The organism is Exiguobacterium sp. s36, assembly GCF_018618345.1.
In the GTDB taxonomy this organism is placed as follows: Bacteria; Bacillota; Bacilli; order Exiguobacteriales; family Exiguobacteriaceae; genus Exiguobacterium; species Exiguobacterium chiriqhucha.
Genome location: NZ_JACSLW010000001.1, coordinates 734,743 through 760,049, shown reverse-complemented (window position 1 = coordinate 760,049; position 25,307 = coordinate 734,743). Strand labels below are relative to the sequence as shown.

Genomic DNA, 25,307 nt, shown 5'->3' with positions numbered 1-25,307 from the left:
GATTCACCATATTTAAAACAAAATCAAAAAGAAGTTACGAGAATAGTTTGATATCAAAGCATATTCCACATGAGGGTCTCATCCCGAAATAACGAGGCAGACGATAAATAAACAACATTATACGAAAGGTTTGGATTGCAAAAGCATTATTCGCATTTCCGTTTTGTTGTTTTTCGGACGGGCTATTTTCCTAAAGTAATCTACTTACGGAAGGAGTGCTCGCCATGCCTTTAAAATTGATGTACATTACGAACCAGCCGGAGATTGCGCTGCTCGCTGAACAGAACGGAGTCGATTGGGTATTCGTCGATTTAGAACTGAACGGAAAAGAAGAACGACAAGGTCATCTCGACACGGTCATTTCACGCCACGCAATCCGCGATGTGAGTCGGTTGCGCGCGGTCTTGAAGCATGCCGAGCTGCTCGTTCGCGTCAATCCGATTTTTCAAGGCTCACGCTATGAAATCAATGAAGTGATCAATCGTGGTGCCGACGTCGTCATGTTGCCATATTATAAGACAATCGACGAAGTCGCGACATTCATCGAACTTGTCGACAAGCGAGCCAAGGTCTGTCTGTTGTGCGAGACAAAAGAGGCCGTTGCCTGTATGCCGGACGTGCTCACATTATCGGGCATCGACTATATCCATATCGGATTGAATGATCTTCATTTGAGTTACGGACAAAGTTTCTTATTTGAGCCGCTCGCTGACGGTACAATCGAATCGGTCGTTCGTCAAATACAGACGGCGGGAATCCCATATGGATTCGGCGGCATCGCTCGAATCGGGGAAGGGAGACTCCCGTCCGAGAAAGTAATTGGCGAGCATGTCCGGCTCGGTTCGTCACTTGCGATTCTATCGCGTAGTTTTTGTAATGTCGGTTCGATTGGAAAACTTGACGCCAAACAGGCACAAATGTTCCAAGAAGGGGTATGGAAAATTAGGGTGTACGAGCAACAGCTCGAACACGCGACACCGGAGTGGTTGGAATTGAACCGGTTGAGCCTCGTCTCGACCGTCGATGCCATCACGGCGGAAATCCAGAACCGGAAAGGAATTTTGTCATGAATTTGCTGTCGACAGGAGTGCGGTTGACTCCTGAACAACTCGCAAAACTTGAACGACTCGGCTATACGGTGACGATTCTCCGGGAAGAGGCGGACGTAGCGGACATCGATGTCTCAGAGGTCGAGGGCTTGATTTGTAACAATGTGTTTCAATATCGCCAATGTGAGGATTTCAAACGACTGCAGTTCGTCCAAGCCATCAGCGCCGGACTCGACCGTCTGCCGCTCGAAGAACTTAAGAAACGAGACGTCCGCATCTATAACGCTGGCGACACGTACGCCGTACCGATGGCCGAATGGATTGTCTGGCAATTGCTCGACTTCATGAAGCACGGGGCGGCGTTTCGAGAGAAACAGGCGAATCGGCATTGGGAGAAGGAGCGTCGGTTGCGCGAACTGACCGGGAAGACCGTCGCCTTGCTTGGTCTCGGTCACGTTGGAGAGGCGATTGCGACGCGGCTCCGGGCGTTCGATATGACCATCATCGGCGTCGGGCATCGCGAGAAACAAGTGTCGTTTGTCGACCGTTACGTGTTGATGGATGAGTTGCACGACGTCCTGGCGGAGAGTGACGTCATCGTCATCGCATTACCGCTCACCGACGATACGTATCATGTCATTGATGCGGAGGCGATTGCATCCATGAAAGAAGACGCCGTCCTGTTGAACGTCGCGCGCGGCTCGATTATCGATGAGACGGCGCTCATTGCCGCACTCGAGGAAGGGAAGTTCTTCGGGGTCGCCTTGGACGTCTTTGAGACTGAGCCGCTTCCGTCGGACCACGCGCTCTATAATTTTGAATGGGTGACGCTCACCCCGCACAATTCATACGTGTCGGACCGGGTGAATGAGAGGCTGTTTGATAATATCTTTCATAACTTGTTACATGAACAACCTAACTGACACGCGAAGCTGACCCAAGGGTCGGCTTTTTTCATTTTTTATACTTCACGAAAAGATTATCCACCACTCATTCTGTTTGTGAGTTACGGGAAAGGGCTTACGGGAACAACGAGGATAGAATCATAGCCTTTCACTCACATCATGAAACGACAACCTAGAAGGAGTGACCCACATGCCAAGTCTTACCCCGCTCGTCAGTTTGGTCGTGCCCATCCACAACACAAGTGCCTACTTGAGACAATGTCTTGATAGCCTTGTCCATCAAACGTATCCACACCTCGAAATCATTTGTATCGATGATGGCAGTACGGATCATAGTCTCGACATCGCCTTAAGCTACGACAAAGATCCACGGGTGCGTGTCATCAGTCAGACGAATCGAGGATGCTCCTCTTGCCGAAATCGTGGCCTACAATTGGCGTCAGGTGAGTACATCATGTTCATCGACAGTGACGACTGGCTCGACTTAGATGCGATTCGATTAATGGTCGAGCACGCAGAGGCAGGACGTGCCGATGCCGTCATGGGCACGTACGTCCGTGAATACACCGACCGTTCCCTCCCTAAACGAATCTTTGAGGCGGATTTTTTGTCGTATGACGCAGCGCAGACGAGACGTTATGTTCACCGCCGATTATTCGGACTCGTTGGTGAAGAGCTCGCTCGCCCGGAAACCGTGGATGCGCTCAATTCAAATTGCATCACGCTCTATCATCGGGACCTCATCAAACATTTGTCGTTTGGCGGTCCATACGGGACGTTCGTCGACTTGTATTTTCAAATCCAAGCGTTGGAGCATTGCCAGCGATTCATTTACATCGACTATCCGGTCTATCATTACCGAAAAACCAATGCTGCATCGGAGTCGAGTGTGTATCACAAAGACCTCATCTCCTCGCGCCTGCAGTTCTTTCATATTTTGATGCGCTATATCGAGACGCATCAACTTGGGGAGGAGTACAATCACGCCCTTTATAATCGAATCGCCCTCAGTATGATTGGCATCGGCTTGAACGAACTTGCGGCACCGAAATCACTCTTCGCCCAGGCCGAGTCGCTGAAACAAGTGCTCCGGCAAGAGGAGTATAAGCTCGCCTATTCGCAGATGGACATGCATCATTTCGATGTGAAATGGCGGACGTTCTTCCAGCTTTGTAAGAACGAACAGACCGTGCCGCTCGTCTTGATGTTGCGTGGTGTCGATTATCTTCGGAAACGTGTATGAGGAGGAGAGAACGATGAAACGAGTGCTTATGGTCGCCTCAGTCGTCTCAATGATTGAGAGTTTCAACCGCGACAATATTCGGATGCTCCAAGAGATGGGCTATCAGGTCGACGTCGCCACGAACTTCGAGTGGGGCAGCATGTATTCGCCTGAGAAAATTGCCCGCATTAAACAGGACTTACAAGATAGTAACGTCGGTTTGTTCCAAATCGATTTCGAGCGTGACATCAAGCGGATGAACAGTCACGTCCGTGCCTATCAACAATTGAAGGCCGTCATGACGGCGAACCGCTATCACTTCGTCCATTGCCACTCGCCAATCGGCGGGGTCGTCGGTCGGCTCGTCGCCCGCCAGACGCATACGCCATGCATGTATACGGCGCACGGATTCCATTTTTTCAAGGGCAGCCCGTCACTCAACTGGATGCTGTATTATCCAGTCGAACGAACGCTCGCCCGTCTGACCGACACAATCGTCACCATCAATGAGGAGGACTTCTCACGGGCACAGACGTTCAAGACGTCACATACGTTCCGTATCCCCGGCATCGGCGTCGACACGAAACGGATCGAGGCGATCACGATCGACCGAACGTTGAAGCGTAAAAGCCTCGGCATCGACAGTGACACCGACTTTGTCTTGTTATCGGTCGGCGAGTTGAACGAGAACAAGAATCACGAGACGATCATCCGTGCCATCGCCTCGCTAAAAGAACCGACGCTCCGCTATTTGATTGCCGGGACGGGTGACAACAACGACCACCTCGAACGGCTTATCCGGGAGCTAGGGCTCGAGCGGCAAGTCACTTTACTCGGTTTTCGGGACGACGTCATCGAAGTGATGAAGGCGTCGGATTGCTTCGTCTTCCCATCGAAACGCGAAGGGCTCGGCATGGCCGCGCTCGAGGCGATGGCTGCTGGACTCCCGCTCATCACGTCGAACGTCCACGGCATCAATGACTATTCGATTGACGGGGTGACCGGGTATAAGTGTTCGCCGGAAGACGCTTCAGGGTTCGCTCGAGCAATCCGGACGATGCAACTCGATTTTGATTTGTCCCACCAGATGGGGCTCCACAACAGTGAGTCGGTCAAGGCTTTCGACGTCGACCGCTCGAAGACGGAGATGCGCCGCATCTATTCCCAATTCCTTCAAGATAAGCCGACGTGATAGTTCATGAAAAGATGGTAGACATTTCTTTTCGATTTGCAGAGAACGTCGGGTAAGAAGTAAAGACATAGAACAATCTCATTATCTCGATTGGATTATTGTATAGGCAACTTTGTCTGAAGGAGGGCTTACGTGTGAAAAGTCAAACGATGTTACTCTCAGAAATATTTGGAGTTCTAAAGAAAAACTTTTTACTTCTCGTGTTGATGATGCTCATTGGAGGAGGGGCGGCCTATTATTTAAGTCAGTATGTGATTGCACCGACTTATGAGGCTTCGACACAAGTATTGATTGTACCTAAAGAAGAAGCCGGTACGAACGTGATTGACAGTGCCCAAGTATCTTCTTCACTATCGCTCGTGAACACGTACCGCGTCATCATGCGCAGTCCAGCTATCTTGAACGAGGTACAAGAAAGAGTGCCTGAAGCACCGACAGACATCAGTGAGATTCTTTTGGTAGAAAGTGAAGAGGACTCGCAAGTCATCAACATCGTCGTTCAATACGTGGATCCAGTCGTGGCGACTGAAATTGCAAATGTCATCACGCGTGTATTCGCGAGTGAGATTCCTGATTTAATGAACATCGACAATGTTCGCATTTTATCAGAGGCTGTCGTACCCGGTGATCCAATTGCTCCTAACCTCGTTATGAACACCGCGATTGGTCTACTTGCAGGTTTCATGGTCGGAGGAGCGCTCGCTCTCATCCGCCATACGTTTGACAAACGGATTCACGATGAGCGTGAGGCAGAACTGATTTTGTCTCTGCCGGTGATTGGTTCAATTCCGGTCATTGAAAAACGGGATATGAATCCCAAAGCGGTGAAGGCAAAAGCTGAAGTTGCCAAAGAACCGAAAGGAGATGACCCACATGTTCCACCTGTCAAAGAGACAAGACAAACATCGTGATTCTGGGCGTAGCCTCATCACATTGGCAAATCCTAAATCCCCGATCGCCGAACAGTATCGAACGATTCGGACCAACCTACAGTTCACGGCACTTGGTGCGACGTTACAGACGATTGTTGTCACGTCGGCGTCGCCAGGCGAAGGGAAATCAACGACGGCTTCGAACTTGGCCATCGTCTATGCGCAGCTCGGAAAACGGGTGTTGCTCATGGACTGTGATATGCGGAAGCCGACGGTGCATTTCACATTCCAACTAGCGGGGCAAACCGGTATGTCTACCGTCCTCGCTAAACGGACATCGTTTGAGCGTGCGGTTCAAATGACGAAAGTGCCAAAACTTCATTTACTGGCAGCAGGACCAATCCCGCCGAACCCATCTGAGTTATTGGCTTCTCCAATGATGAAGCAACTATTGGATGAGGTGAAGGAAAAGTACGACTTGGTTATCTTGGACGCTCCTCCACTCATGCACGTTGCGGACAGTCGACTGTTGGCAAGTGAGACCGATGGAACCATTCTCGTCGTAGGTTGTGACAATTCAAACCGCGATCTCGTCTTAAAGGCGAAAGAACAGCTTGTCTTGTCCGGTGCTCACATGCTTGGAATCGTTATGAACAAGCGGGAACGGGGCGGTAAGGACGCCTACTACGCCTATACGTACGAATAAGAAGGGAGGGAGAATCATGCGGATTTTACACATCAATGCCATTCATGAAGACAAAAGCACGGGACGGATTTGTAAAGAGATTTCGTCTGTAGCGGTAGCCCATGGGCATGAGAGTGTCGTCGCTTATGCGACAGGTCCAGATACGGGAAGTGGGTTCCGCATCGGTTCATCCTTCGATCAAAAGCGACATGCGCTCTTGTCTCGCTTGAGTGGGAAACAAGGCTATTTCTCAAAAGGGGCGACGGTAGAACTCATCGATTATATCGAATCGTACAAGCCTGACGTCGTGCATTTGCACAACCTCCACGGCAATTATATCCATCTCGAGACATTGTTTAATTGGCTCAGGCATACTGACACACCGACGGTACTGACGCTACATGATTGTTGGTTTTACACCGGGAAGTGCACGCATTATACGCGAACCGGTTGTGAGCGTTGGCGAGATGGATGCGGGAGCTGCCCTAGACTTGCGCTTGATAATCCAAGTTGGGGTCTTGATCGGACTGCTGAAATGTGGCAGGACAAAAAACGATGGTTCGAAAACATCTCGCGATTAGCCGTCATCGGCGTCTCGGATTGGATCACGATTGAAGCACGATTTTCATTTCTCGGTAATGCAAAGATGATTCGGCGGATTTACAACTGGGTCGACCTCGATATTTTCTACCCCAGGGACACATCAGGGTTACGTGAGGTGCTCGGGTTAGAGAACCGTTTCGTTCTACTGGGCGTCGCTAGCTCATGGGACGACTCGAAAGGACTGTCTGACTTTTTGCAGGTGGCACAGGCGTTGCCGGAAACACAATTGTTGCTCGTCGGAGACCTTCCCGACATCACGTTACCAGTGAATGTGATTCATATTCCTTCAACGAATCGTATCGAGGAGTTGGCTGACTACTATGCGCTCGCAGATGTGTTCCTCAACTTATCGGTCGAAGAATCATTCGGGAAAGTGACCGCGGAAGCGATGGCCTCAGGAACGCCGGTCGTTGTGCTCGATGCGACAGCTAACCCAGAGCTAGTTCCACCTACATGTGGTGAAGTCATACAGCCCCAACGGTTAGAGGCCGTTATAGCTGCCATCGAAAAAATGAAAAGACTCGGAAAGGAACACTACACGGATTCCTGTGTCGAGCACGCACGCACCTCCTTTTCAATGGAAGAGCGAGTGACGGATTATCTGGGAGTGTATGAAAGCTTGGTCGACGAAAAAAGGAGGAATCCACAATGGAACGCCCACTCGTCTCGATTGTCATCCCCGTCTACAATGGAGCGGACTATTTGAAGGAATCGATTGAAAGTGCCCTCGCTCAAACGTATGAGCGTGTGGAAGTGATTGTAGTCAACGACGGATCGACAGACAGCGGGGCGACAGCGGCTATTGCCCGTAGCTTTGGAAACCAAATTCGATATTATGAAAAATCAAATGGCGGAGTATCGACCGCACTAAATCTTGGTATCGAGAACATGCGCGGTGAATGGTTCTCTTGGTTAAGTCATGATGATCTTTATGAACCGGACAAGGTGAACAATCAAGTCCAAGAACTACAGAAGCTTGGTGATCAAGCTCAGAACTATATATTGTCTTGTGGTACGAAACTGATTAATGAAGCAGGGGCTCCCATCCATCGTCCAAGAAGACAGTTGAAAGGGTTGTACAAGGATGAGGCCATGTTTGATTACCTTTTACTCAAAGCTTGTTTGAGCGGCTGCGCGTTACTTATTCCCAAACAAGCATTCGAACAAGTGGGAGGATTCCCAACAACGTATCGATATATTCAGGACTGGGTGTGCTGGGTTGATATGGCTTTGGCAGGATATCAATTCAAATTGACAACGACTCCACACTCGAAGACACGCATTCATGAAAAACAACAGACTAAAAAAATAGCTGACCTCGCGCCAATCGAGACGGCTCGCTTTTTCGAACAGCTGTTAGTACGACTTGATGCCCAAAATAGTGTTACCACGCCTCAGATTAAAACGGTATTTAAGGCGGTGTATCGCTCGACTGAACCTGAAGTAAGAGAGGATTTATTAAAACGTTTCGCTGGGAACCGTCATTTAAGTGAATTCGAACAAAAGAAATTGCAGACGTCTTCGTTCATCTATCATCGCGTGTTGATGCTCTATCGAGGAATGATGAACCTTCGTTATCGTTAAGCGGAAAAGGAGGAGGTCATATGTGGATCTATTTGATTAATATGTTGCTTCTGATTGCATGGGCGGCGCTCCTCCTGCGTGATGATGGCATCAAGCACGGAAAGTTGCTGTTTGTGACGATTGCGACGTGCCAGTGGATACTTTTATCAGGATTTCGACATTTCAGTGTAGGTGCCGATACGATGCAATACAAATGGATGTTTGATGAGACGAAAGGCATATCGTGGGAACGTCTAGGTGACAATTTTGTCAGCATTCTCTTTGGCGCCGCTGACGGAAGAGATCCAGGTTATTACTTATTGCAAAAAACAATTCAACTGGCGACAGAAAATTATCAGTGGTACCTGTTAACGGTTGCGCTCTTGTTCTTGATTCCGTTTGGGATTTGGATTTATCGAAACTCTAGCGAACCGTTACTCAGTTTTCTAATTTTTTCAACACTGTTTTACGCGTTCTTTGCCATTACTGGTATCCGCCAAACAATTGCGACGGCGATTGCCGTGTTGATCGGCTATTACTTTATTCAAACGAGACGATTTTGGCCATTTCTCGGTGTCGTGTTGCTGGCAGCGACGATTCATCAATCCGCACTCGTCTTCCTTCCGTTTTATTTCTTGGCTACGAAGACGATTACATCACGCTATCTGTTGTTCATGGGTGCGCTGATTCCATTCCTGTTCGTTTTTAGGGTTCCACTCTTCGAATTCTTCCGTACCATTAGCGGTTATGACGAGTATGACTACTATACGGGCGCAGGTACGTTCAATTTCTCCATGATTTTGATTTTAATCACGATTGTCTCGCTTTGGCGTCGTGAACAAATGATTGCGGTCAATCCGAACGTAACTCACTACTTAAATGCGTTACTGTTGGCGCTTTGCTTCCTACCATTAACGTTCATCAACCCTTCGATGATGCGAATTGTCCAGTACTTTTCAATCTTCGTCATGCTACTGATTCCTGAACTTCTCCGTTCATTCGAGCGGCGAGAACGTTTGCTCGTCTATTACGTTGCCATCACGATGCTGCTGCTCTTATTTGTCCGCAATGAACCGCTTTATATGTTCTTTTGGCAACAAAAATAAGAGGAGGGGAATCTGGTGACGACGAAAGTGGAATTTGATGAACAAAAAAGCTCTCGGCAAATCAAGATTGGCGTGCTTATGTCTTACGTCGCCATCGGATTCAATATCCTGGCGGGTCTGTTTTACACCCCGTGGATGATTGCGGAGATTGGGAAGGCGAACTACGGGCTCTACATGTTGTCGCTGTCGCTCGTCAGCATCTTTGCGATGGATTTCGGGTTAGAGGCGGCGGTGTCGCGGTTCCTGTCAAAATACCACGCCCTCGGGGATACGGAAGGGGCGTCTCGCTTTCTCGGGGTCGCGTTCAAACTTTTCATAGGCATCGCGCTGTTGATTGGGATCGTACTCATTGGTGTGTATATGATGATCGACACGATTTATGCGAGTTTATCTCCTGGTGAGATTGAGACGCTTCAAGTGCTATATATCATGGTTGGCTTTTACATCGTCGTCTTGTTTCCGACCAAACCGTTCAACGGGATTTTTATCGCGAATGAACGATTCGTTGTCCTCAACTGGTTCAACTTGATTGAGAAAGTATCGACGGTCGTCTTGATGGTCGGTGCGCTCCTATTCGGATTTGGCTTGTATGCGCTTGTCTTCGTTAATGCGCTTGTCGGTCTGTCAATTATTATCGGCAAAGGAATCTATCTCATGCGTAAAACAGAGACGGCGATTGATTTTTTGCATAACAGCCGTTCGATGTACCGAGACATCTTCACGTTCTCCTCGTGGACGACCGTGATTGCCATCGCGCAGCGCTTCATTTTAAATATCACACCGACCATCCTCGGAGCTTTGGCGAGCAGTGCCTCCATCGCCTTGTTCTCGATTGGGATGGTGATTGAAGGTTATGTCTGGACCATTTCCTCGGCGATCGGGTCACTGTTCCTGCCGAAAGTCACGCGTATGACTACGTTTAATCGTCAGGCCGAACTCGATAATCTATTAATCCGCGTAGGGCGGATTCAATTATACATCGTCGGCTTGATTATCATCAGCTTTGCGACGATGGGCCGGGAGTTCATCGGACTTTGGGTCGGGCCAGACTTCTTTCCCTCTTATGTAGTGGCATTATTACTCATTCTTCCTGGCATCATCACGTTGACGCAAGAAATTGCCTATACGACATTGATTGCGCTCAATCAAATCAAGTACCGGGCGTTCGCGTCGCTCATTGTCGCGACGGTCAGTGTGATCCTATCGCTGATCTTGTCACCGCAGTATGGTGCAATCGGTGCTGCAAGCGCCATTTTAGTCGGTAACTTGGTCGGCACTGTGATTTTCATGAACATGGTGTATATTCGCATATTAAAATTGAGCATGTGGAGATTCTTCTACGAATGTCATGTGAAGCTTGCGCCGGCCTTGATTTTTCTAGGGATTTCCGGCTTCTTGCTCCAACGATATCTACCTGTCGATTCGCTCATGTACTTCCTCTTTAAAGCTGTTGTGCTCGGTCTCGTCTACTTTATCTTTCTGTGGGTCTTCACGTTTCGGGATGACGAAAAAGAATTATTGCGTGGATTTGTCCGCCATGCAACGAAGGCATCCTGAGCAAGGGTGTCTTTTTTCATGAGATACAAACATTAGACATGTCATCTTTCAAAAAAATGATAAACATTTCTTTCCTATTCTCACAAAGAGTCGGGTAACACGTTAGTATCAACATCATTGCAATGGTTTCCAACTCAACTTTCCCATCACCTTTAGAAGCAACCGACATCATGACAAAGGAGAGGATTTGCAATGTTTAAAGACAAGACGTTATTGATCACTGGAGGAACAGGTTCATTCGGAAACGCCGTCATGCAGCGTTTCCTGAAAACTGATATTAAAGAGATCCGTATCTTTTCACGAGATGAGAAGAAACAGGACGACATGCGCAAACTATATCATGACGACAAACTCAAGTTTTATATCGGTGATGTGCGCGATGTGAATAGTGTGCGCAACGCGATGTACGGTGTCGATTATGTGTTCCACGCGGCGGCGTTGAAACAAGTTCCTTCCTGTGAGTTTTTCCCTCTAGAGGCAGTGAAAACTAACGTGCTTGGAACAGACAACGTCTTGAACGCAGCCATCGAGCAACAAGTTCAAAAAGTCATCTGCCTGTCGACCGATAAGGCGGCCTATCCAATCAATGCGATGGGTATTTCCAAAGCGATGATGGAAAAGGTGTTCGTCGCCAAAGCGAAAGCTGTTGGACCGGACCAGACATTGATTTGCGGTACGCGCTACGGAAACGTCATGGCATCAAGGGGTTCTGTCATCCCGCTATTCGTGGATCAAATCAAACGGGGAGAGCCGTTGACCGTGACAGACCCGTTCATGACACGTTTCTTAATGAGTCTCGAAGACGCGGTCGAACTCGTCGTCTTCGCCTTCAAGCATGCACATGCGGGAGACATCATGGTCCAAAAATCACCTGCGTCTACAATTGGAGTGTTGGCCCAGGCGCTACTTGAACTGTTCCATGCGAACAATCCAATTAAAGTCATCGGCACACGGCATGGTGAGAAGTCATACGAGACGCTGTTGACACGAGAAGAGAATGTCGTCGCAGAAGACATGGGCGGTTTCTACCGCGTTCCAGCTGATACGCGCGACTTAAACTACGATAAATATTTCAACGAAGGTAGCAAGCGTTTGACGGTCGAGGGCGAATACAACTCGGCCAACACGGAACAGTTGAACGTCGAGCAAGTGAAACAGCTGTTATTGACGCTAACCTACATTCAACAAGAACTCGCGAGCTGGGTGAAAGTATCATGAAGATTCTTGTCACCGGAGCAACTGGATTCATCGGTAAAAATCTAGTCGCTGAGCTAACCGCACGAGGTTACGAGGTATTCTCATCCACGCGCAATACGTCAGAAGCCGAATTTCAACGATATTGCCAACATGCCGAGTTCGTCTATCACTTGGCCGGAGTGAACCGATCTGAAGTGGAAACCGACTTTGAGGAAGGGAACACCGGGTTCACGGAACGATTGATTGCATCGTTGGCGTCTTATGAGAATGATGCATCAATCATGTTCGCTTCCTCGATTCAAGCGACGCAAGATAATCCATACGGTCGCAGTAAACTCGCTGCAGAGAACATCTTAAAACAGGAACATGAGAAAACGGGACGCACTATCTATCTGTTCCGTTTCCCAAATTTATTCGGCAAGTGGGGACGACCGAACTATAACAGTGTCGTCGCGACGTTCTGTTATCGGGCCGCTCGCGACTTACCGTTAGAAATCCATGACCCGACACGGACCGTGCAACTGGCGTACATCGATGACGTGCTCGATGCGTTAGTCCACTTACTAGATGCCAATGTAAAAACGCATGCTGTGTTTGAGGAAGACGTTGCGGTCCATCCGCCAATCGAGCTCGGCCGGATTGCCGACCTGTTACAGGTGTTCAAAGAGAGTCGACGGAGCTTGACCGTCCCGCAACTCGATGATGCGTTTACCAAGCAGCTGTACAGTACGTACCTCAGTTACTTACCTGTCGACCGCTTCGCTTATGACTTGAAATTGAATGAAGATGCACGCGGATCGTTCACTGAATTCATACGGACGCCCGACCGAGGGCAAGTGTCCATTAACGTGGCCAAGCCCGGAATCACGAAAGGGAACCACTGGCACCACACGAAAAATGAGAAGTTCCTCGTGGTCAGCGGCGAGGCGTTGATTCGTTTCCGCAAGGTCGGAGAGAGCGAGGTCCATACGTATCACGTCACGGGAGAGATGATGCGTGTGCTCGATATCCCGACCGGCTATACGCACAACATTGAAAACATCGGAACGACCGACTTGGTGACCGTCATGTGGGTGAATGAGGCCTATGATTCGAACAACCCGGACACATACTTTATGGAGGTGCAAGATGAAACGACTCAAAGTGATGACCATCGTCGGGACGCGTCCCGAAATCATACGCCTGTCGGCCGTTATTCATAAACTGGAACACTCTGAGGCCATCGAGCATGTCCTTGTGCATACGGGACAGAATTATGATTATGAATTGAATGAAGTGTTTTTCCAAGATTTCTCCTTGCGAAAACCAGATTACTTCCTCAATTCGGCAACGGGCAGTCCAATCGAGACGATCGGCAACATTCTCATCCAAGTCGATCCAGTCCTCGAGCTTGAACGTCCGGACGCGGTGTTGATTCTCGGAGATACGAACTCTTGTCTCGCGGCAATCGCAGCCAAACGACGGAAAATCCCGATTTTCCATATGGAGGCAGGGAACCGTTGCTTCGATCAACGCGTCCCGGAAGAAATCAATCGGAAGATTGTCGATCATACGGCGGACGTGAATTTAACGTACAGCGATATCGCTCGTGAATATCTTCTCCGCGAAGGGCTTCCGGCAGAACGAATCATCAAGACGGGGAGCCCGATGTTCGAGGTATTGATGTCTAAACGAAAGGCGATTGAAAACTCCGATGTACTCGATCGACTCGAATTGAGCCCTGACAACTACTTCATCGTTTCGGCGCATCGCGAAGAAAATGTTAACTCTGATCAACACTTTCTCGCACTCGTCGACAGTTTAAATGCCATTGCAGCGCAATATGGACTGCCTGTCATCGTCAGCACTCATCCTCGGACGATGAAGCGAATCCATGAACTGAACGTCTCGTTCCATCCGTTGGTTCGACTTCTCAAGCCGTTGGGGTTTGTCGATTACAATCACCTTCAACTGCACGCCAAGGCGGTGCTCAGTGACAGTGGGACGATTAGCGAGGAGTCTTCGATTCTTGGGTTGCGAGGGTTGAATATCCGTGAGACACACGAACGGCCGGAAGCGATGGAAGAAGGGGCCGTGCTGATGGTTGGTCTCGAAACAGAGCGAATCTTACAAGGGTTATCAGTCGTCATGCAACAAGAGCGGCCTCGCATCGTCAGTGATTACAGCATGCCAAACGTCTCTGACAAAGTGGTGCGGATTTTGATTTCGTATACGGACTACGTCCGACGCGAAGTATGGAAAGGTACAACGGATCCACGCCAAACTGTAAAGGAGGGTGAACGATGAAACAAAAACTCGTTTTTATCGGAAACATCGCTTCTCCTTATCAGGTGAAGCTGTGCTACGCCTTGGAAGAGTACTTTGACTCTGAATTTTGGTTTTACGAATATCTAGATCAAAATCGGCCAGACTGGTGGAAAATCCCACTCGGTGATAAATGTCAGGTGTTGAAATGTTCGAAGTGGTTTCCGAAGATTGGCTATCTCTCACTCGGCTTGATCCCAGAGTTGATTCGTTTCAAACCAGACGTCATCCTACTCGGCGGGTTCATGGCGGGACATGCTGCCATCGTGAGAATCGCGAAACTGTTCGGCATCAAAACCGTCATTATGAGTGAGCCGCTTCGACCGCTACAAAATGACGACGATCCGTCTGACCGGCTGACGAATCCGCAGGATAATCCATACAAAACGAAGCTGTTGCACTGGATGTTCAAGGACGCTGACCTCTACTTCGGGATGGGGACGGTAGCAGTGGAGCAATTCAAACACCAACTCGGGTTTGACCCTAATAAAGTCGTACATGCGACGTATGCCCAAGACATTGATGCGTACTTCGATCATGGATTGAGACGGAAACAGCAGGGCGATACATTCAAACTATTGTTTGCGAATCGACTCGTCGAACGCTATCAACCACTACTCGTGCTAGAAGCGTATCGGAACTTATCAAAACGCTATTCCCTCGAACTCTATTTGAACAATTCGGGGCAACAGCTCGAGGCGTGTAAAGCCTACATCGCAGAACACGATTTGAAGAACGTCCACTTCTTAGATGAGATTCGGGCGTGGGATGAGATGCCGAAAGTGTATGAACAAGCGGACATTTTGGTACTGCCGGCAACGTATTCGAACGGGAATGGGACTATCATCGAAGCGAGAGCCTCGGGCATGGGGGTCGTCATCAGCGATCAAATCAACAACGTCTCCCATCATTCCGTAGACGGTAAGAATTGCTATATGTGTGGCGTCACGGTCGAATCGATTGAACGAGGGATTGAACAATACCTCGAACATCCGGAGCGTCTCATCGAACATGGTATGTTATCGCGGGAACTCGTCAAGTTCCACCGTAACGATGTCACAGCAAAAGGGTACTATGACACGTTGCGTGCGAAACAGATTATTTCGTAAAGGAGAAATGTCATGAACGTGGCCATTATGCAGCCTTACTTCTTCCCATATATCGGGTACTTCCAATTGATTCATGCGGTTGATACGTTCGTTGTGTATGACGACGTTCATTTCATCAAAAAGGGTTGGATTCATCGCAATCGGATTCTGATTGACGGAAATCCTCATCCGATCACCTTACCCATTCAGAAGATGAGCCAGAATCGTTTGATTTGCGACCATGAGCGTTCGCAACCAGACGAAATCGTTGAACAACAGTTGAAGTTGTTGCGACACGCCTATCACAAAGCCCCTCAATTTGAACACGTCTTCCCGTTACTCGAACGCGTGATTCGTCATCCCGAGCGAAACGTCGGGAAATATTTGGCATACAGCATCGAGGAAGTCGCTCGGTACCTCGGCATTTCAACGACATTCATTCTCTCGTCAGAATTGAACGCTGGGGTTGGATTGAAGGGCCAAGCGAGAATCCTCAATATATGTGAGCATTTGAGGGCGACGCATTACGTGAATGCCATCAACGGAATGGACTTGTACGATACCGAGGTGTTCGAACAGGCGGGAATCGATTTATCATTCATCGAGACCGAGCCAATCATTTACCATCAAGGATCATGTCCGTTTCAAGCGAATCTGTCCATCATCGACGTGATGATGCATTGTCCCAAACAGGAAATCCAGCTCATCCTTGAACGTTACGCACTCGTCTCGAATCGCCAAGTGACCTAGGAGGTGCCTTATGCTACACATCATCGATATCCAATCCGCCGCATTCCCGGTTCGTCCAGTAGTGAACAAGCCTGACCGCAAACCGACAGCTATTCCGATCACCAAATCCGTACTTCCCTCCTTTGAAGAATATACGGATGAGATTCGTGACATATGGGAGTCAGGATGGTTGACGAACAACGGCACCAAACATCAGCAACTTGAACAGGAGCTGATTGAGTATTTGGATGTAGAACACGTGTCACTGTTCACGAACGGGCACTTGGCGCTCGAGACGGCGATTGAAGCACTCGGATTGACAGGTGAGGTCATTACGACGCCTTTTACTTTTGCTTCGACAAGTCATGCACTGATTCGTAAAGGGCTAACACCCGTTTATGGAGATATCCGATCAGATGACTTTACGCTCGATGCTACAAAACTAGAACATCTGATTACACCCAAAACTTCAGCCATCCTTCCTGTCCATGTATACGGAAATGTATGTGATGTTGAGGCCATCGAAGCGATTGCCAAACGACACAACTTGAAAGTGATTTATGACGCGGCCCATACGTTCGGCGTCAAAGTGAACGGACGAGGAATCGGAACGTTCGGAGACGTCTCGATGTTCAGTTTCCACGCCACGAAAGTATTCCATACCATCGAAGGCGGGGCTCTGACATACAATGATCCGGCACTGAAACATCGTTTCGACCAATTGAAAAACTTTGGCATCACCGGACCAGAAACGGTGGAAGTGACGGGCGGGAACGCCAAGATGAACGAGTTCCAAGCAGCGATGGGGCTATGCAACTTGCGTCGTATTGATGAGACGATCGCGCGGCGGAAGCAAGTGCGCGAGCTATATGACGAATTACTCAAGAACATTCCAGGAATTCGGATTCTGACACCTCAAGAAGGTGTCGAGACGAACCATTCGTACTATCCCATCATTTTCACAGCAGAAGAAAATCGACGGGATGAACTGCATGACGCCCTGGCGAAAGAAGGAATCTTCACTCGAAAGTACTTCTATCCGCTCGTAACGGATTATGCGTGGAATCATAATCGTTTCGCGAGCCGTCGCACACCCGTTGCCCGCACGATTGCCGAACGTGTACTGACACTTCCACTTTACCCAGACCTTACTACAGAAGATGTAACCCGGATTTGTGCCACGATTCAAGAAAGGGTGATGAAGTGATGAAAGGGATTATATTAGCGGGTGGGAATGGAACGCGCCTCTATCCGATGACGAAGGCCGTCTCGAAACAACTGTTACCAATCTACGACAAGCCGTTGATTTATTATCCAATGTCCGTGTTGATGCTCGCAGGTATTCGGGAGATTCTGCTCATTTCGACTCCGCAAGACATTGGTGGATACGAGCGATTGTTCGGGGACGGGCATCAACTCGGTATCGACATCTCGTATAAAGTGCAGACCAAGCCGGTCGGACTAGCAGATGCGTTTATTTTAGGAGCTGACTTCATCGGTGACGACTCGGTCTGTCTCATCTTGGGGGATAACGTTTTCTACGGACCGGATTTAACTCGATTCTTGAAACACGCACAATCGAAAAAACAAGGAGCGACCGTCTTTGGCTATCCGGTAAAAGATCCACGGGCGTTTGGAGTCGTTGAATTTGATTCACAAAATCGAGTTGTCTCGATTGAAGAAAAACCGGCTGAACCAAAATCGAACTATGCGGTCCCAGGACTTTACTTTTACGACAATCAAGTCGTGGAGTTCGCCAAACGTGTTGAGCCTTCTGCACGAGGAGAACTCGAAATCACGTCAATCAATAATATGTATCTGGAACGCGGCGAGTTGAACGTCGTTTTGTTCGGCCGCGGAATGGCCTGGCTCGATACCGGCACACCAGAAGGCATGATCAAAGCAGCTGTGTTCGTTCAAACGGTACAAGAACGGCAAGGCTATTACATCGCCTGTCTCGAGGAAATCGCTTGGCGTCGCGGGTTCATCACAAGAGATGAGTTGAAAGATATCGGTTTGACGCTCAAGATGACGGATTATGGACAATATCTCTTATCACTCGTCGAGGAAGGGGAGAGAACGGATGCGAACGATTCTAGTGACTGGCGGAGCCGGGTTCATCGGTTCAAATTTCATAAAACACTTACGGGTAAAACATCCGACGTACCGCATTCTTAACGTCGATGTGCTCACCTATGCAGGGAACTTGGAGAACTTGCGCGAGTTCGAAGCAGATCCGCTTTATCATTTCGAAAAGGTTGATATTCGTGACCGTCAAGCAATTGAACAGTTGTTTCAAGCATATGACGTGGATGAAGTCGTTCACTTTGCTGCAGAATCACATGTCGATCGGAGTATCACCGAGCCCGAGTTGTTTTTGACGACAAACATTCTCGGGACGCAAGTGTTGCTCGACACGGCGATGCGACATTGGAAACGTGAACCTGACAATAAATATAGTCGCGATTATAAAGCGGGCGTCTGTTTCGTCCATGTGTCGACCGACGAAGTATACGGTTCACTCGGAGCGATCGGTTATTTCACTGAAGACTCTCCCATTGCCCCGAACAGTCCATATTCCGCCTCGAAAGCAAGTTCTGACCTGCTCGTTCGAGCCTATTACGAGACGTATGGGTTGCCGGTCAAGACGACGCGATGCAGCAACAACTATGGGCCGTATCAGTTCCCAGAGAAACTCATCCCGCTCATGATTCATAACTGTATGACGAATCTGCCATTGCCGGTCTACGGAGACGGCCAGCAGATTCGGGACTGGCTCCATGTGAGCGATCATTGTGAAGCCATCGATGTCGTTCGAGAACATGGACGCTTCGGAGAAGTTTACAATATCGGCGGTCATAATGAAAAGACGAACTTGGAGCTCGTGCAAATCATCATCAAAGCTTTCGGCCAGTCAGAAGAACTGATTCAATTCGTCAAAGATCGTCCAGGGCACGATCGCCGCTATGCGATCGACGCGACCAAGATGGCCAATGAATTGGGATGGACCCCACGATATCGATTTGAAGACGGAATCGCGGAAACGATTCAGTGGTATGTGGGGCATCCTGAATGGATTGAGCGAATCGTGTCTGGTGCGTATCAAACCTATTACGACTCGATGTATTCTTCGTTCAGATAGGAGGGGTCATCATGTACGAACGTTTGGTGAAACGCCCACAAGATGCAATCCTTGCGACGGTTTCGTTACTCGTTTTAAGCCCTGTTCTTCTGACGATTGCGGGTCTCATCAAGTGGAAACTCGGGGGACCAGTGTTGTTCAAACAGAAACGTCCCGGAAAGGACGGCGTTATCTTCGAGATGCTCAAGTTTCGAACGATGACAGACAAGCGGGATGAGCATGGAAAGTTGTTACCTGACGAGGTACGTTTGACCCCGTTCGGCGAGACGCTCCGGTCACTCAGTCTCGATGAACTGCCGAGCCTGCTCAATATCGTCAAAGGCGACATTGCGATTGTCGGACCGCGCCCGTTGCTCGTCGAATATTTACCGCGTTATAACGAGGAGCAACGCCGACGTCACGATGTCCGTCCCGGACTGACGGGACTCGCCCAAGTGAACGGACGGAACCGGTTGTCCTGGCCCGACCGCTTCGCGCTCGACGTGAAGTACGTTGACAACGTCACGTTCCTCAACGACTGGAAGATCATCCTGCAGACGGTCTGGAAAGTCGTGAAGAAGGAGGGAATCTCGTCGGATACGGCGGCGACGATGGAGGCGTTTATGGGGAATGAAGGATGAAGTGTGTCGTCAAATGAAGCGAGCGGGCATGCGTCCGCTCGTTTTCTTGTGTGTCATTTCTTTTGACGAAATTCACTAGAACGTCACTCGAGTCTGTTGAGCAGACGTGCTATAACTAAATTTGTGAATAATCGAACAAATGGAGGTTTATACATGAAACGGTTTCTGTTCTTATTCGTTGGACTCATCTTGATTCTCACGGCCTGCAGCCAAAGCGAGGCGGTCGACTCGACGAAGGTACATACATACAAGAAGTACGAACTCCCGCTCGATGACAAAGTCGCGCTCGGGGAAGGAGAGCATGAGATCGTGTTCGTCTTCGACTACAGTTGTCCGTGGTGTAAGAAGTGGATGGAAGAAGTACTGCCGGAAATCGAGGAGCACTGGCTTGACTCGGGCGAGGCGACTTTCAAAGGACAGCCGCTCGTCTTGTTGAACGAACAGTCACAATTGCTCGCGAACGTAGATTATAACGTAGAACGGCTCATCCCGGACCGCTACTATGAAGTGCAGCGCATCATCGGACACGATTCGGGGTCGGACGGCTTCGGGACGGAAGCCCATGTCCAAAAAATCGCCTCTGAGTTCAACCTGAATGTGGACGAACTGCTTGAGAACCACGTCGATATCGGCATCCAGAACTCACGGCTGTTCACGCGCGACTTTGGTGTCAAGTACGTGCCGACGGTGTACGTAGACGGCATCCAGCTCGTGGACGCGTTCAGTCTGGTGGAAATGGAACACATCATGGATGGCACCATCGAAGCGGGCGACGAAGTCGAATTGCCAGAAGACTAAAATAACCCCTCGTCACCGACGAGGGGTTATTTTATCTATTCTCGAAATACGGTTTGACGAACAACTCGAACAGTTCGGCGTTGAGCAAGTACCGGTTCGAATAGAACGGGTCGTTGTCCGGCGTGATCGGATTCGGGCTCAAGATGAAAGTCTGTTCGAAGCCGAGGTCTTGCACCGTCTCGATCACGGCGTCGCTCGTGTTGCCGAACGGATAGGCGATCGTCGTGACGCGCGTCCCGAGATTCTTTTCGATGGCGGCGACACTTGTCTCCAAATCTTGTCGGAGCTCATCTTGCATGTCTTCCGGCAAGAACACGGCGCCCCCGTCTTTGACGTAGTGCATGTCATGCGTATGCGTCCCGAAATCAGCGAGTCCGCTCGTCTGCATATCCTTCAGTTCAGTCCATGGGGCGAGATCCAAGTTTTGGAACGCCTCGCCGACGTGACTGGTGATGATGAACAGCGTGGACGGGATTTGCTTGTCTTTCAGCACCGGGAACGCGTTCTCATAGACGGTATGATCGACGTCATCGAACGAGATCCACACACATTTGTCCGGAATCGGCTCCCCGGCGCGATAGCCGAGCAAGTCGTCCTGCGTCGCGAAGTGGACGCCTTCCTCTTGGAGCCACGTCCTCATGTGTCGTCGAGGACACGTCGTATACTTTCCAAGCGATGCCGCCAATAATCAATAGAACGACCAGCCATTTCATGTAGCGCATCATTTCAACTCTTTCACTGGGTTTTCTGTGAACACGATGACTTTGTCACGCTGAAGTCGCTCGATATCTTCCGGTTCCATCAAGTCGAGTTTGAGCCAATCGTCGAGCGTCGTGTCCGTCGGCATCTGCCGGCGGTTGAGCGGGCCGTACTTCCGCTTGTTGTACGTCCGCCACAGGAAGAGCAACAGGGCGGCGACGAACGACGAGACGAGCCCGAAATAGAGCAACTCGCGGATGTCAGCGTTCGTCACGTTCAAGGCGGTCTTGAGGATGGCGATATAGCGGTCGTTCACGTCGACGACGGCGCTCAAGAAGAACCACGTGACAATGAACGTATACAGCCAGAACACGACTGTGAGCAACAGCTCAATCCCTTTGCGGAACACGTTCTGTTTCGTCTTGACGAGAATCTCTTGTTCGTAATCATATAACTCACTTACAGGCTGCTTCTCCGTGCCCCCCGGTCTGGTGAACTCCATGTCGCATAGCCTCCTTTCACACGGGCTCTAATCGCTTTCGGCGTCGCCGCGATGACGACGAACGTGTTGAGCATCCAGTAGATGACCGGATACCAAGCGGCCCAGACGTAATATTTAAACACTTTATCGTAACGGGCGTCGTTCCAGAGCGAGATGATGAGCTGGACGTGACTGACGAGGACGAGCGCGAACGAGTTGTACGTGAACCAAATCAACATGTCCTGCCACGTGTCAGCCGTCGCGAACAGATACACCGTGACGATGAGCCAGGCATACGCCCATAGGACGCTGACGACCTGTTCGATATAGACGGGCCAAATCCGGCGCTGGCGCCAGTCTTTGAAGATGTCGAAGTGACGCAAGACGACTTCCTGTCCGCCTTGCGACCAGCGCACGCGCTGTTTCCAAATGCCAGAGATCGACTCGGGGACGAGCATCCAGCAGAGAGCGCGTGGCTCATAACGGATGTCCCAGAAATTCTTCTGGAGTTTCCACGAGACAGCGATGTCCTCGGTGATCATGTCGCGGTCCCAAAGCCCGACCGACAGCAACGCTTTCTTGCGGAACATGACGATGACGCCGGAAACGGTCATGATTTTACCCATGACACGCTGCGTCCGTTTGATGGAGCCGATAATCGACGAGTATTCGACGAGCTGCATCCGGCTGAGGAGCGTGTCGCGGTTACGGATGCGCGGATTGCCGGTGACGGCACCGACGCGCTCACCGCGGTTCAAGAAGTGACGGACGAGGTAATACGGGGCCTCCTCGCTCAAGAATGCGTCCGAGTCGACGCAGAGCAAATACTCGGAGCGGGCGGCGTGGGCGGCCATATGTAGCGCGTTCGCCTTGCCTCGGTTCTCATGACAGTCGATGACACGCAGACGTTCGTACTCGTCGGCGAGCCCGACGAGAATGTCGCCGGTCTTGTCACGGCTGCCATCGTTGACGGCGATAATCTCAAAATTCGGATAGGTGAGACGGTCCAAGTATTCGATCGTCTCGGCAATCGTCTCTTCTTCGTTATAACAAGGAATCAAGATACTGATGAGCGGCCATTCCCGCTCGTTCAAATCGAGTTCTTCCTCTTTCTCACGCGTCAAGCTGAATAAGAGAGCGCCCGAGATCCAAAACAGCGCCATGAAGAACGGATACCAGAACACGAATTGGGCCAGTGGTTCGATCCAAGGTGCGATGTCGAGCCCGTAAAAATTCATAAAGTAGTCTCCCCTTATTATTCAATAAGATATGGTATGTAAGATACTAGTTGATATAGAATTATTATTTCATATTAATTGGGTGAAATATACATTTAATAAAAAAAGACATTCGACTTGTGTCAAATGTCTGGGTGCTTGTTCAAGTTCGTCCGTCTGTCTTTGCGCCATTTCCAAACGAACAAACCGATCAGCGCGAGGACAGGGGCCGCAACCCAAGGGCGGGCTTCGATGATGGAGACGAGTTCGAAAATCGAGAGCCATCCGCTGATCATGATGAGAATCAGCAGGAAAGTCTTGAGTCCACCTCGAATAGGAAACCAGTAGAACACGAAGAGCGTAATCAAAAAGAAAGCGAGCAATCCCATGCGGTTATTCCTTTCTAGCCTCATTTTGACTCATTATAGCAGAGAATATTCAGAGAGTGTTAGAGCCTTCCCTTGCATGCCGCTTTTCTGTACTGTTAATAGAAGACTATTGAAGGAGGAACTATCGTGAAATTTGGAATCATCGGCCTTGGCTATGTCGGGCTGGCCACCCTGTGTGGACTAGCAAAAGCGGGGCATGAGGTCATCGGTGTCGAGAAAGACCAACCGAGACTGCTCCGTCTCATGAACGGGGACGTCCCGTTCCACGAACCGGGCATGGCAGACGTGTTACGCGATCATCACGGTTCAATCACATTCACGGACTCGATGGCCGATACAGAAACGGTCGACTACCTCGTCCTCGCCGTCGGGACGCCGAGCAAGCAAGACGGCAGCTGTGACTTGACGTTCGTCGACGCGGCCTTGTCCGAGGTCGAGTCGAAACATAAAATCATCATCCGCAGCACGGTGCCGCCGGGGACGACCGACATGCTGTCGGTCATGTACCCGGCCCATAAGTTCGCCGTCGTGCCGGAATTTCTTCAAGAGGGGCGCGCCCTCGCCGACGTGTTGAAACCGCACCGCGTCGTCATCGGCAGTGACAACCTCGAGATGTGTGAGGAACTTGCCGGTATCTACGGACGCCTCGGGGTGCCGATCGTCTGTACATCACCGATTGACGCCGAGTTCATCAAATACGCCTCGAACGCGTTCCTCGCCACAAAAATCAGTTTCATCAACGACTTGGCGCGTCTCGCCGACAAGGCGGGAGCGGACATCACGACGATCGCCGACGGGATGGGGCTCGACCCGCGCATCGGACGTTCGTTCTTGAACGCCGGACTCGGTTACGGGGGCTCGTGCTTCCCGAAAGACATGCACGCGCTCTTGAACGTGGCGAACGAGAACGAGGTCGACTTACCGGTCATCCGAGCGGCCATGCACGCGAACTACGCCCAGATGGAGTACGTCGCCTCGAAAGTCGAACCGAAGAGCGATCTCAAAGTCGCCTTGCTTGGCCTCGCCTTCAAACCGAGGACGGACGACATGCGCGATGCGCCTTCAATGACGCTCGCTCAACTGTTGGAGATACGTGGAGTCGAAGTCATCGGTTACGACCCGCTCGCCAAGTGGGACTTCCCCCAAGCGGAGACGGTCGAAGGTGCGCTCGAGGGAGCGGACATCGCCATCCTCGTCACGGAATGGGACGAGCTCGTCGCGTTGAAACCGGAAGCGTTCGATGGGATGCGGACGAAGCGCTTGATCGATGCGCGCAACGCTTGGAAGTATGCACGCGACCCGGGTACCGTCCAGTACGAAGGGGTCGGTCGGATGCAAAACAAGGAGAATACACCGTCATCGATGTGACGAAAGGCGAGACCCCACGGGGCCTCGCCTTTTTTCACGCCTTCATCTGTTCTTTCGTCGGTCCCATGACGCCCGGGACCGTGAGTCCCGCCTGACGGAGGAGCACCGTCATCTGGCCGCGGTGGTGCGTCTGATGGTCGATCATCATGCGCAAGACGGCGCCACGCGGCTGTTTCGCACCGTGGACGTCTACTTCTTCGAGTAGGTATTCGTCCGAGAACTGTTCGGCCGCCTGGCTGATTTCGTCGGCATAGCGCGCATACTGGTCGGCGATGGCTGACGCGTCAGCCGGTTGCGTCAAACTCTTCAGCGCCGACAAGCGGAAGCCGAGCAAGTTCGTGAAATAGCCGAGCGCGGTCGTCACGTGCCAGCCGATCCAGCCAATCGAGTTGTGGCCCGGGACGATTTCTTGTCCGAGCGCCTCGTCGGTGACGGCGCGGAGCACGTCGAGCGTGCCGGTCGATGATTTGATCCAATCTTGTAGAAAATCTGCTTTCGTACGATACATCGAATTCCTCCTT

The 25,307-nt window shown here is 50.3% G+C and carries 26 protein-coding genes; 21 read left to right on the top strand and 5 right to left on the bottom strand.

Features of this window, described 5'->3' with window-relative positions:
* Positions 1-224 precede the first annotated feature (224 nt).
* The 20 genes from KNP95_RS03825 to KNP95_RS03730 all read left to right on the top strand — a co-directional run bounded on the left by KNP95_RS03825 (position 225) and on the right by KNP95_RS03730 (position 20,632).
* Positions 225-1,070 (top strand): aldolase/citrate lyase family protein, encoded by an 846-nt coding sequence (locus tag KNP95_RS03825; RefSeq protein WP_214803813.1) that lies wholly within the window; start codon positions 225-227, stop codon positions 1,068-1,070.
* Complete coding sequence (locus tag KNP95_RS03820) at positions 1,067-1,972, top strand: NAD(P)-dependent oxidoreductase (RefSeq protein WP_214803811.1); 906 nt, start codon at positions 1,067-1,069, stop codon at positions 1,970-1,972. The genes KNP95_RS03825 and KNP95_RS03820 overlap by 4 nt, the downstream gene beginning before the upstream one ends.
* 172 nt (positions 1,973-2,144) lie before the next feature.
* Complete coding sequence (locus KNP95_RS03815; protein ID WP_214803809.1) at positions 2,145-3,197, top strand: glycosyltransferase family 2 protein; 1,053 nt, start codon at positions 2,145-2,147, stop codon at positions 3,195-3,197.
* A 13-nt stretch (positions 3,198-3,210) separates the two neighbouring features.
* The gene (locus tag KNP95_RS03810) at positions 3,211-4,368 is read left to right on the top strand and encodes a glycosyltransferase family 4 protein (protein ID WP_214803807.1); all 1,158 of its coding nucleotides are present in this window, start codon (positions 3,211-3,213) and stop codon (positions 4,366-4,368) included.
* Positions 4,369-4,502: 134 nt separating this feature from the next.
* Positions 4,503-5,279, top strand: coding sequence for a YveK family protein (locus tag KNP95_RS03805; RefSeq protein ID WP_214803805.1), 777 nt, complete (start codon positions 4,503-4,505; stop codon positions 5,277-5,279).
* A complete protein-coding gene (locus tag KNP95_RS03800; protein WP_021066340.1) occupies positions 5,242-5,946 on the top strand; it encodes a CpsD/CapB family tyrosine-protein kinase in 705 nt (234 codons plus the stop codon). Before KNP95_RS03805 ends, KNP95_RS03800 begins: the two co-directional genes overlap by 38 nt.
* A 16-nt stretch (positions 5,947-5,962) precedes the next feature.
* A complete protein-coding gene (locus KNP95_RS03795) occupies positions 5,963-7,234 on the top strand; it encodes a glycosyltransferase (RefSeq protein ID WP_214803803.1) in 1,272 nt (423 codons plus the stop codon).
* The gene (locus KNP95_RS03790) at positions 7,177-8,112 is read left to right on the top strand and encodes a glycosyltransferase family 2 protein (RefSeq protein ID WP_214835504.1); all 936 of its coding nucleotides are present in this window, start codon (positions 7,177-7,179) and stop codon (positions 8,110-8,112) included. Before KNP95_RS03795 ends, KNP95_RS03790 begins: the two co-directional genes overlap by 58 nt.
* Positions 8,113-8,132: 20 nt before the next feature.
* Positions 8,133-9,197, top strand: coding sequence for an EpsG family protein (locus KNP95_RS03785; RefSeq protein WP_021066343.1), 1,065 nt, complete (start codon positions 8,133-8,135; stop codon positions 9,195-9,197).
* Between the two features lie 15 nt (positions 9,198-9,212).
* Positions 9,213-10,754: an oligosaccharide flippase family protein gene (locus tag KNP95_RS03780; RefSeq protein ID WP_214803799.1), complete on the top strand. Its 1,542-nt coding sequence runs from the start codon at positions 9,213-9,215 to the stop codon at positions 10,752-10,754.
* 192 nt (positions 10,755-10,946) lie between these two features.
* A complete protein-coding gene (locus tag KNP95_RS03775; RefSeq protein ID WP_214803797.1) occupies positions 10,947-11,972 on the top strand; it encodes a polysaccharide biosynthesis protein in 1,026 nt (341 codons plus the stop codon).
* The gene (locus KNP95_RS03770; RefSeq protein ID WP_214803795.1) at positions 11,969-13,153 is read left to right on the top strand and encodes a polysaccharide biosynthesis C-terminal domain-containing protein; all 1,185 of its coding nucleotides are present in this window, start codon (positions 11,969-11,971) and stop codon (positions 13,151-13,153) included. Before KNP95_RS03775 ends, KNP95_RS03770 begins: the two co-directional genes overlap by 4 nt.
* Positions 13,080-14,237 (top strand): non-hydrolyzing UDP-N-acetylglucosamine 2-epimerase, encoded by a 1,158-nt coding sequence (wecB, locus tag KNP95_RS03765; RefSeq protein ID WP_214803793.1) that lies wholly within the window; start codon positions 13,080-13,082, stop codon positions 14,235-14,237. Before KNP95_RS03770 ends, wecB begins: the two co-directional genes overlap by 74 nt.
* The gene (locus KNP95_RS03760) at positions 14,234-15,364 is read left to right on the top strand and encodes a glycosyltransferase family 4 protein (RefSeq protein ID WP_214803791.1); all 1,131 of its coding nucleotides are present in this window, start codon (positions 14,234-14,236) and stop codon (positions 15,362-15,364) included. The genes wecB and KNP95_RS03760 overlap by 4 nt, the downstream gene beginning before the upstream one ends.
* A gap of 12 nt (positions 15,365-15,376) precedes the next feature.
* Positions 15,377-16,093 (top strand): WbqC family protein, encoded by a 717-nt coding sequence (locus KNP95_RS03755; protein WP_214803788.1) that lies wholly within the window; start codon positions 15,377-15,379, stop codon positions 16,091-16,093.
* A gap of 10 nt (positions 16,094-16,103) precedes the next feature.
* Entirely contained in the window at positions 16,104-17,279 is a 1,176-nt protein-coding gene (locus KNP95_RS03750) for a DegT/DnrJ/EryC1/StrS family aminotransferase (protein ID WP_214803787.1), read from the top strand.
* A complete protein-coding gene (gene rfbA / locus KNP95_RS03745; RefSeq protein ID WP_021066351.1) occupies positions 17,279-18,250 on the top strand; it encodes a glucose-1-phosphate thymidylyltransferase RfbA in 972 nt (323 codons plus the stop codon). The genes KNP95_RS03750 and rfbA overlap by 1 nt, the downstream gene beginning before the upstream one ends.
* A complete protein-coding gene (gene rfbB / locus KNP95_RS03740) occupies positions 18,156-19,214 on the top strand; it encodes a dTDP-glucose 4,6-dehydratase (protein ID WP_214803785.1) in 1,059 nt (352 codons plus the stop codon). Before rfbA ends, rfbB begins: the two co-directional genes overlap by 95 nt.
* Before the next feature lie 11 nt (positions 19,215-19,225).
* Positions 19,226-19,834 (top strand): sugar transferase, encoded by a 609-nt coding sequence (locus tag KNP95_RS03735; protein ID WP_214835502.1) that lies wholly within the window; start codon positions 19,226-19,228, stop codon positions 19,832-19,834.
* A 153-nt stretch (positions 19,835-19,987) separates the two neighbouring features.
* Positions 19,988-20,632: a thioredoxin domain-containing protein gene (locus tag KNP95_RS03730; protein ID WP_214835500.1), complete on the top strand. Its 645-nt coding sequence runs from the start codon at positions 19,988-19,990 to the stop codon at positions 20,630-20,632.
* A gap of 31 nt (positions 20,633-20,663) precedes the next feature.
* Here KNP95_RS03730 and KNP95_RS03725 read toward each other — a convergent pair whose 3' ends face one another.
* The 4 genes from KNP95_RS03725 to KNP95_RS03710 form a co-directional block, all read right to left on the bottom strand.
* Positions 20,664-21,272, bottom strand: coding sequence for a polysaccharide deacetylase family protein (locus KNP95_RS03725; RefSeq protein ID WP_214800949.1), 609 nt, complete (start codon positions 21,270-21,272; stop codon positions 20,664-20,666).
* Positions 21,273-21,353: 81 nt separating this feature from the next.
* Positions 21,354-21,833 carry a PgaD family protein gene (locus KNP95_RS03720; RefSeq protein WP_214835498.1) on the bottom strand — a complete coding sequence of 160 codons (480 nt, stop codon included), beginning with the start codon at positions 21,831-21,833 and terminating at the stop codon, positions 21,354-21,356.
* Entirely contained in the window at positions 21,791-23,050 is a 1,260-nt protein-coding gene (pgaC, locus tag KNP95_RS03715) for a poly-beta-1,6-N-acetyl-D-glucosamine synthase (protein WP_021066357.1), read from the bottom strand. Before pgaC ends, KNP95_RS03720 begins: the two co-directional genes overlap by 43 nt.
* 122 nt (positions 23,051-23,172) lie before the next feature.
* Positions 23,173-23,418, bottom strand: coding sequence for a hypothetical protein (locus tag KNP95_RS03710; RefSeq protein WP_029594856.1), 246 nt, complete (start codon positions 23,416-23,418; stop codon positions 23,173-23,175).
* 126 nt (positions 23,419-23,544) lie between these two features.
* On the opposite strand from KNP95_RS03710, the gene KNP95_RS03705 reads away from it, so the two are divergent.
* Positions 23,545-24,786 carry a UDP-glucose dehydrogenase family protein gene (locus KNP95_RS03705; protein WP_214835496.1) on the top strand — a complete coding sequence of 414 codons (1,242 nt, stop codon included), beginning with the start codon at positions 23,545-23,547 and terminating at the stop codon, positions 24,784-24,786.
* Between the two features lie 34 nt (positions 24,787-24,820).
* On the opposite strand, the gene KNP95_RS03700 is transcribed toward KNP95_RS03705, so the two are convergent.
* Complete coding sequence (locus KNP95_RS03700) at positions 24,821-25,294, bottom strand: DinB family protein (RefSeq protein WP_214799306.1); 474 nt, start codon at positions 25,292-25,294, stop codon at positions 24,821-24,823.
* Positions 25,295-25,307: the final 13 nt, after the last annotated feature.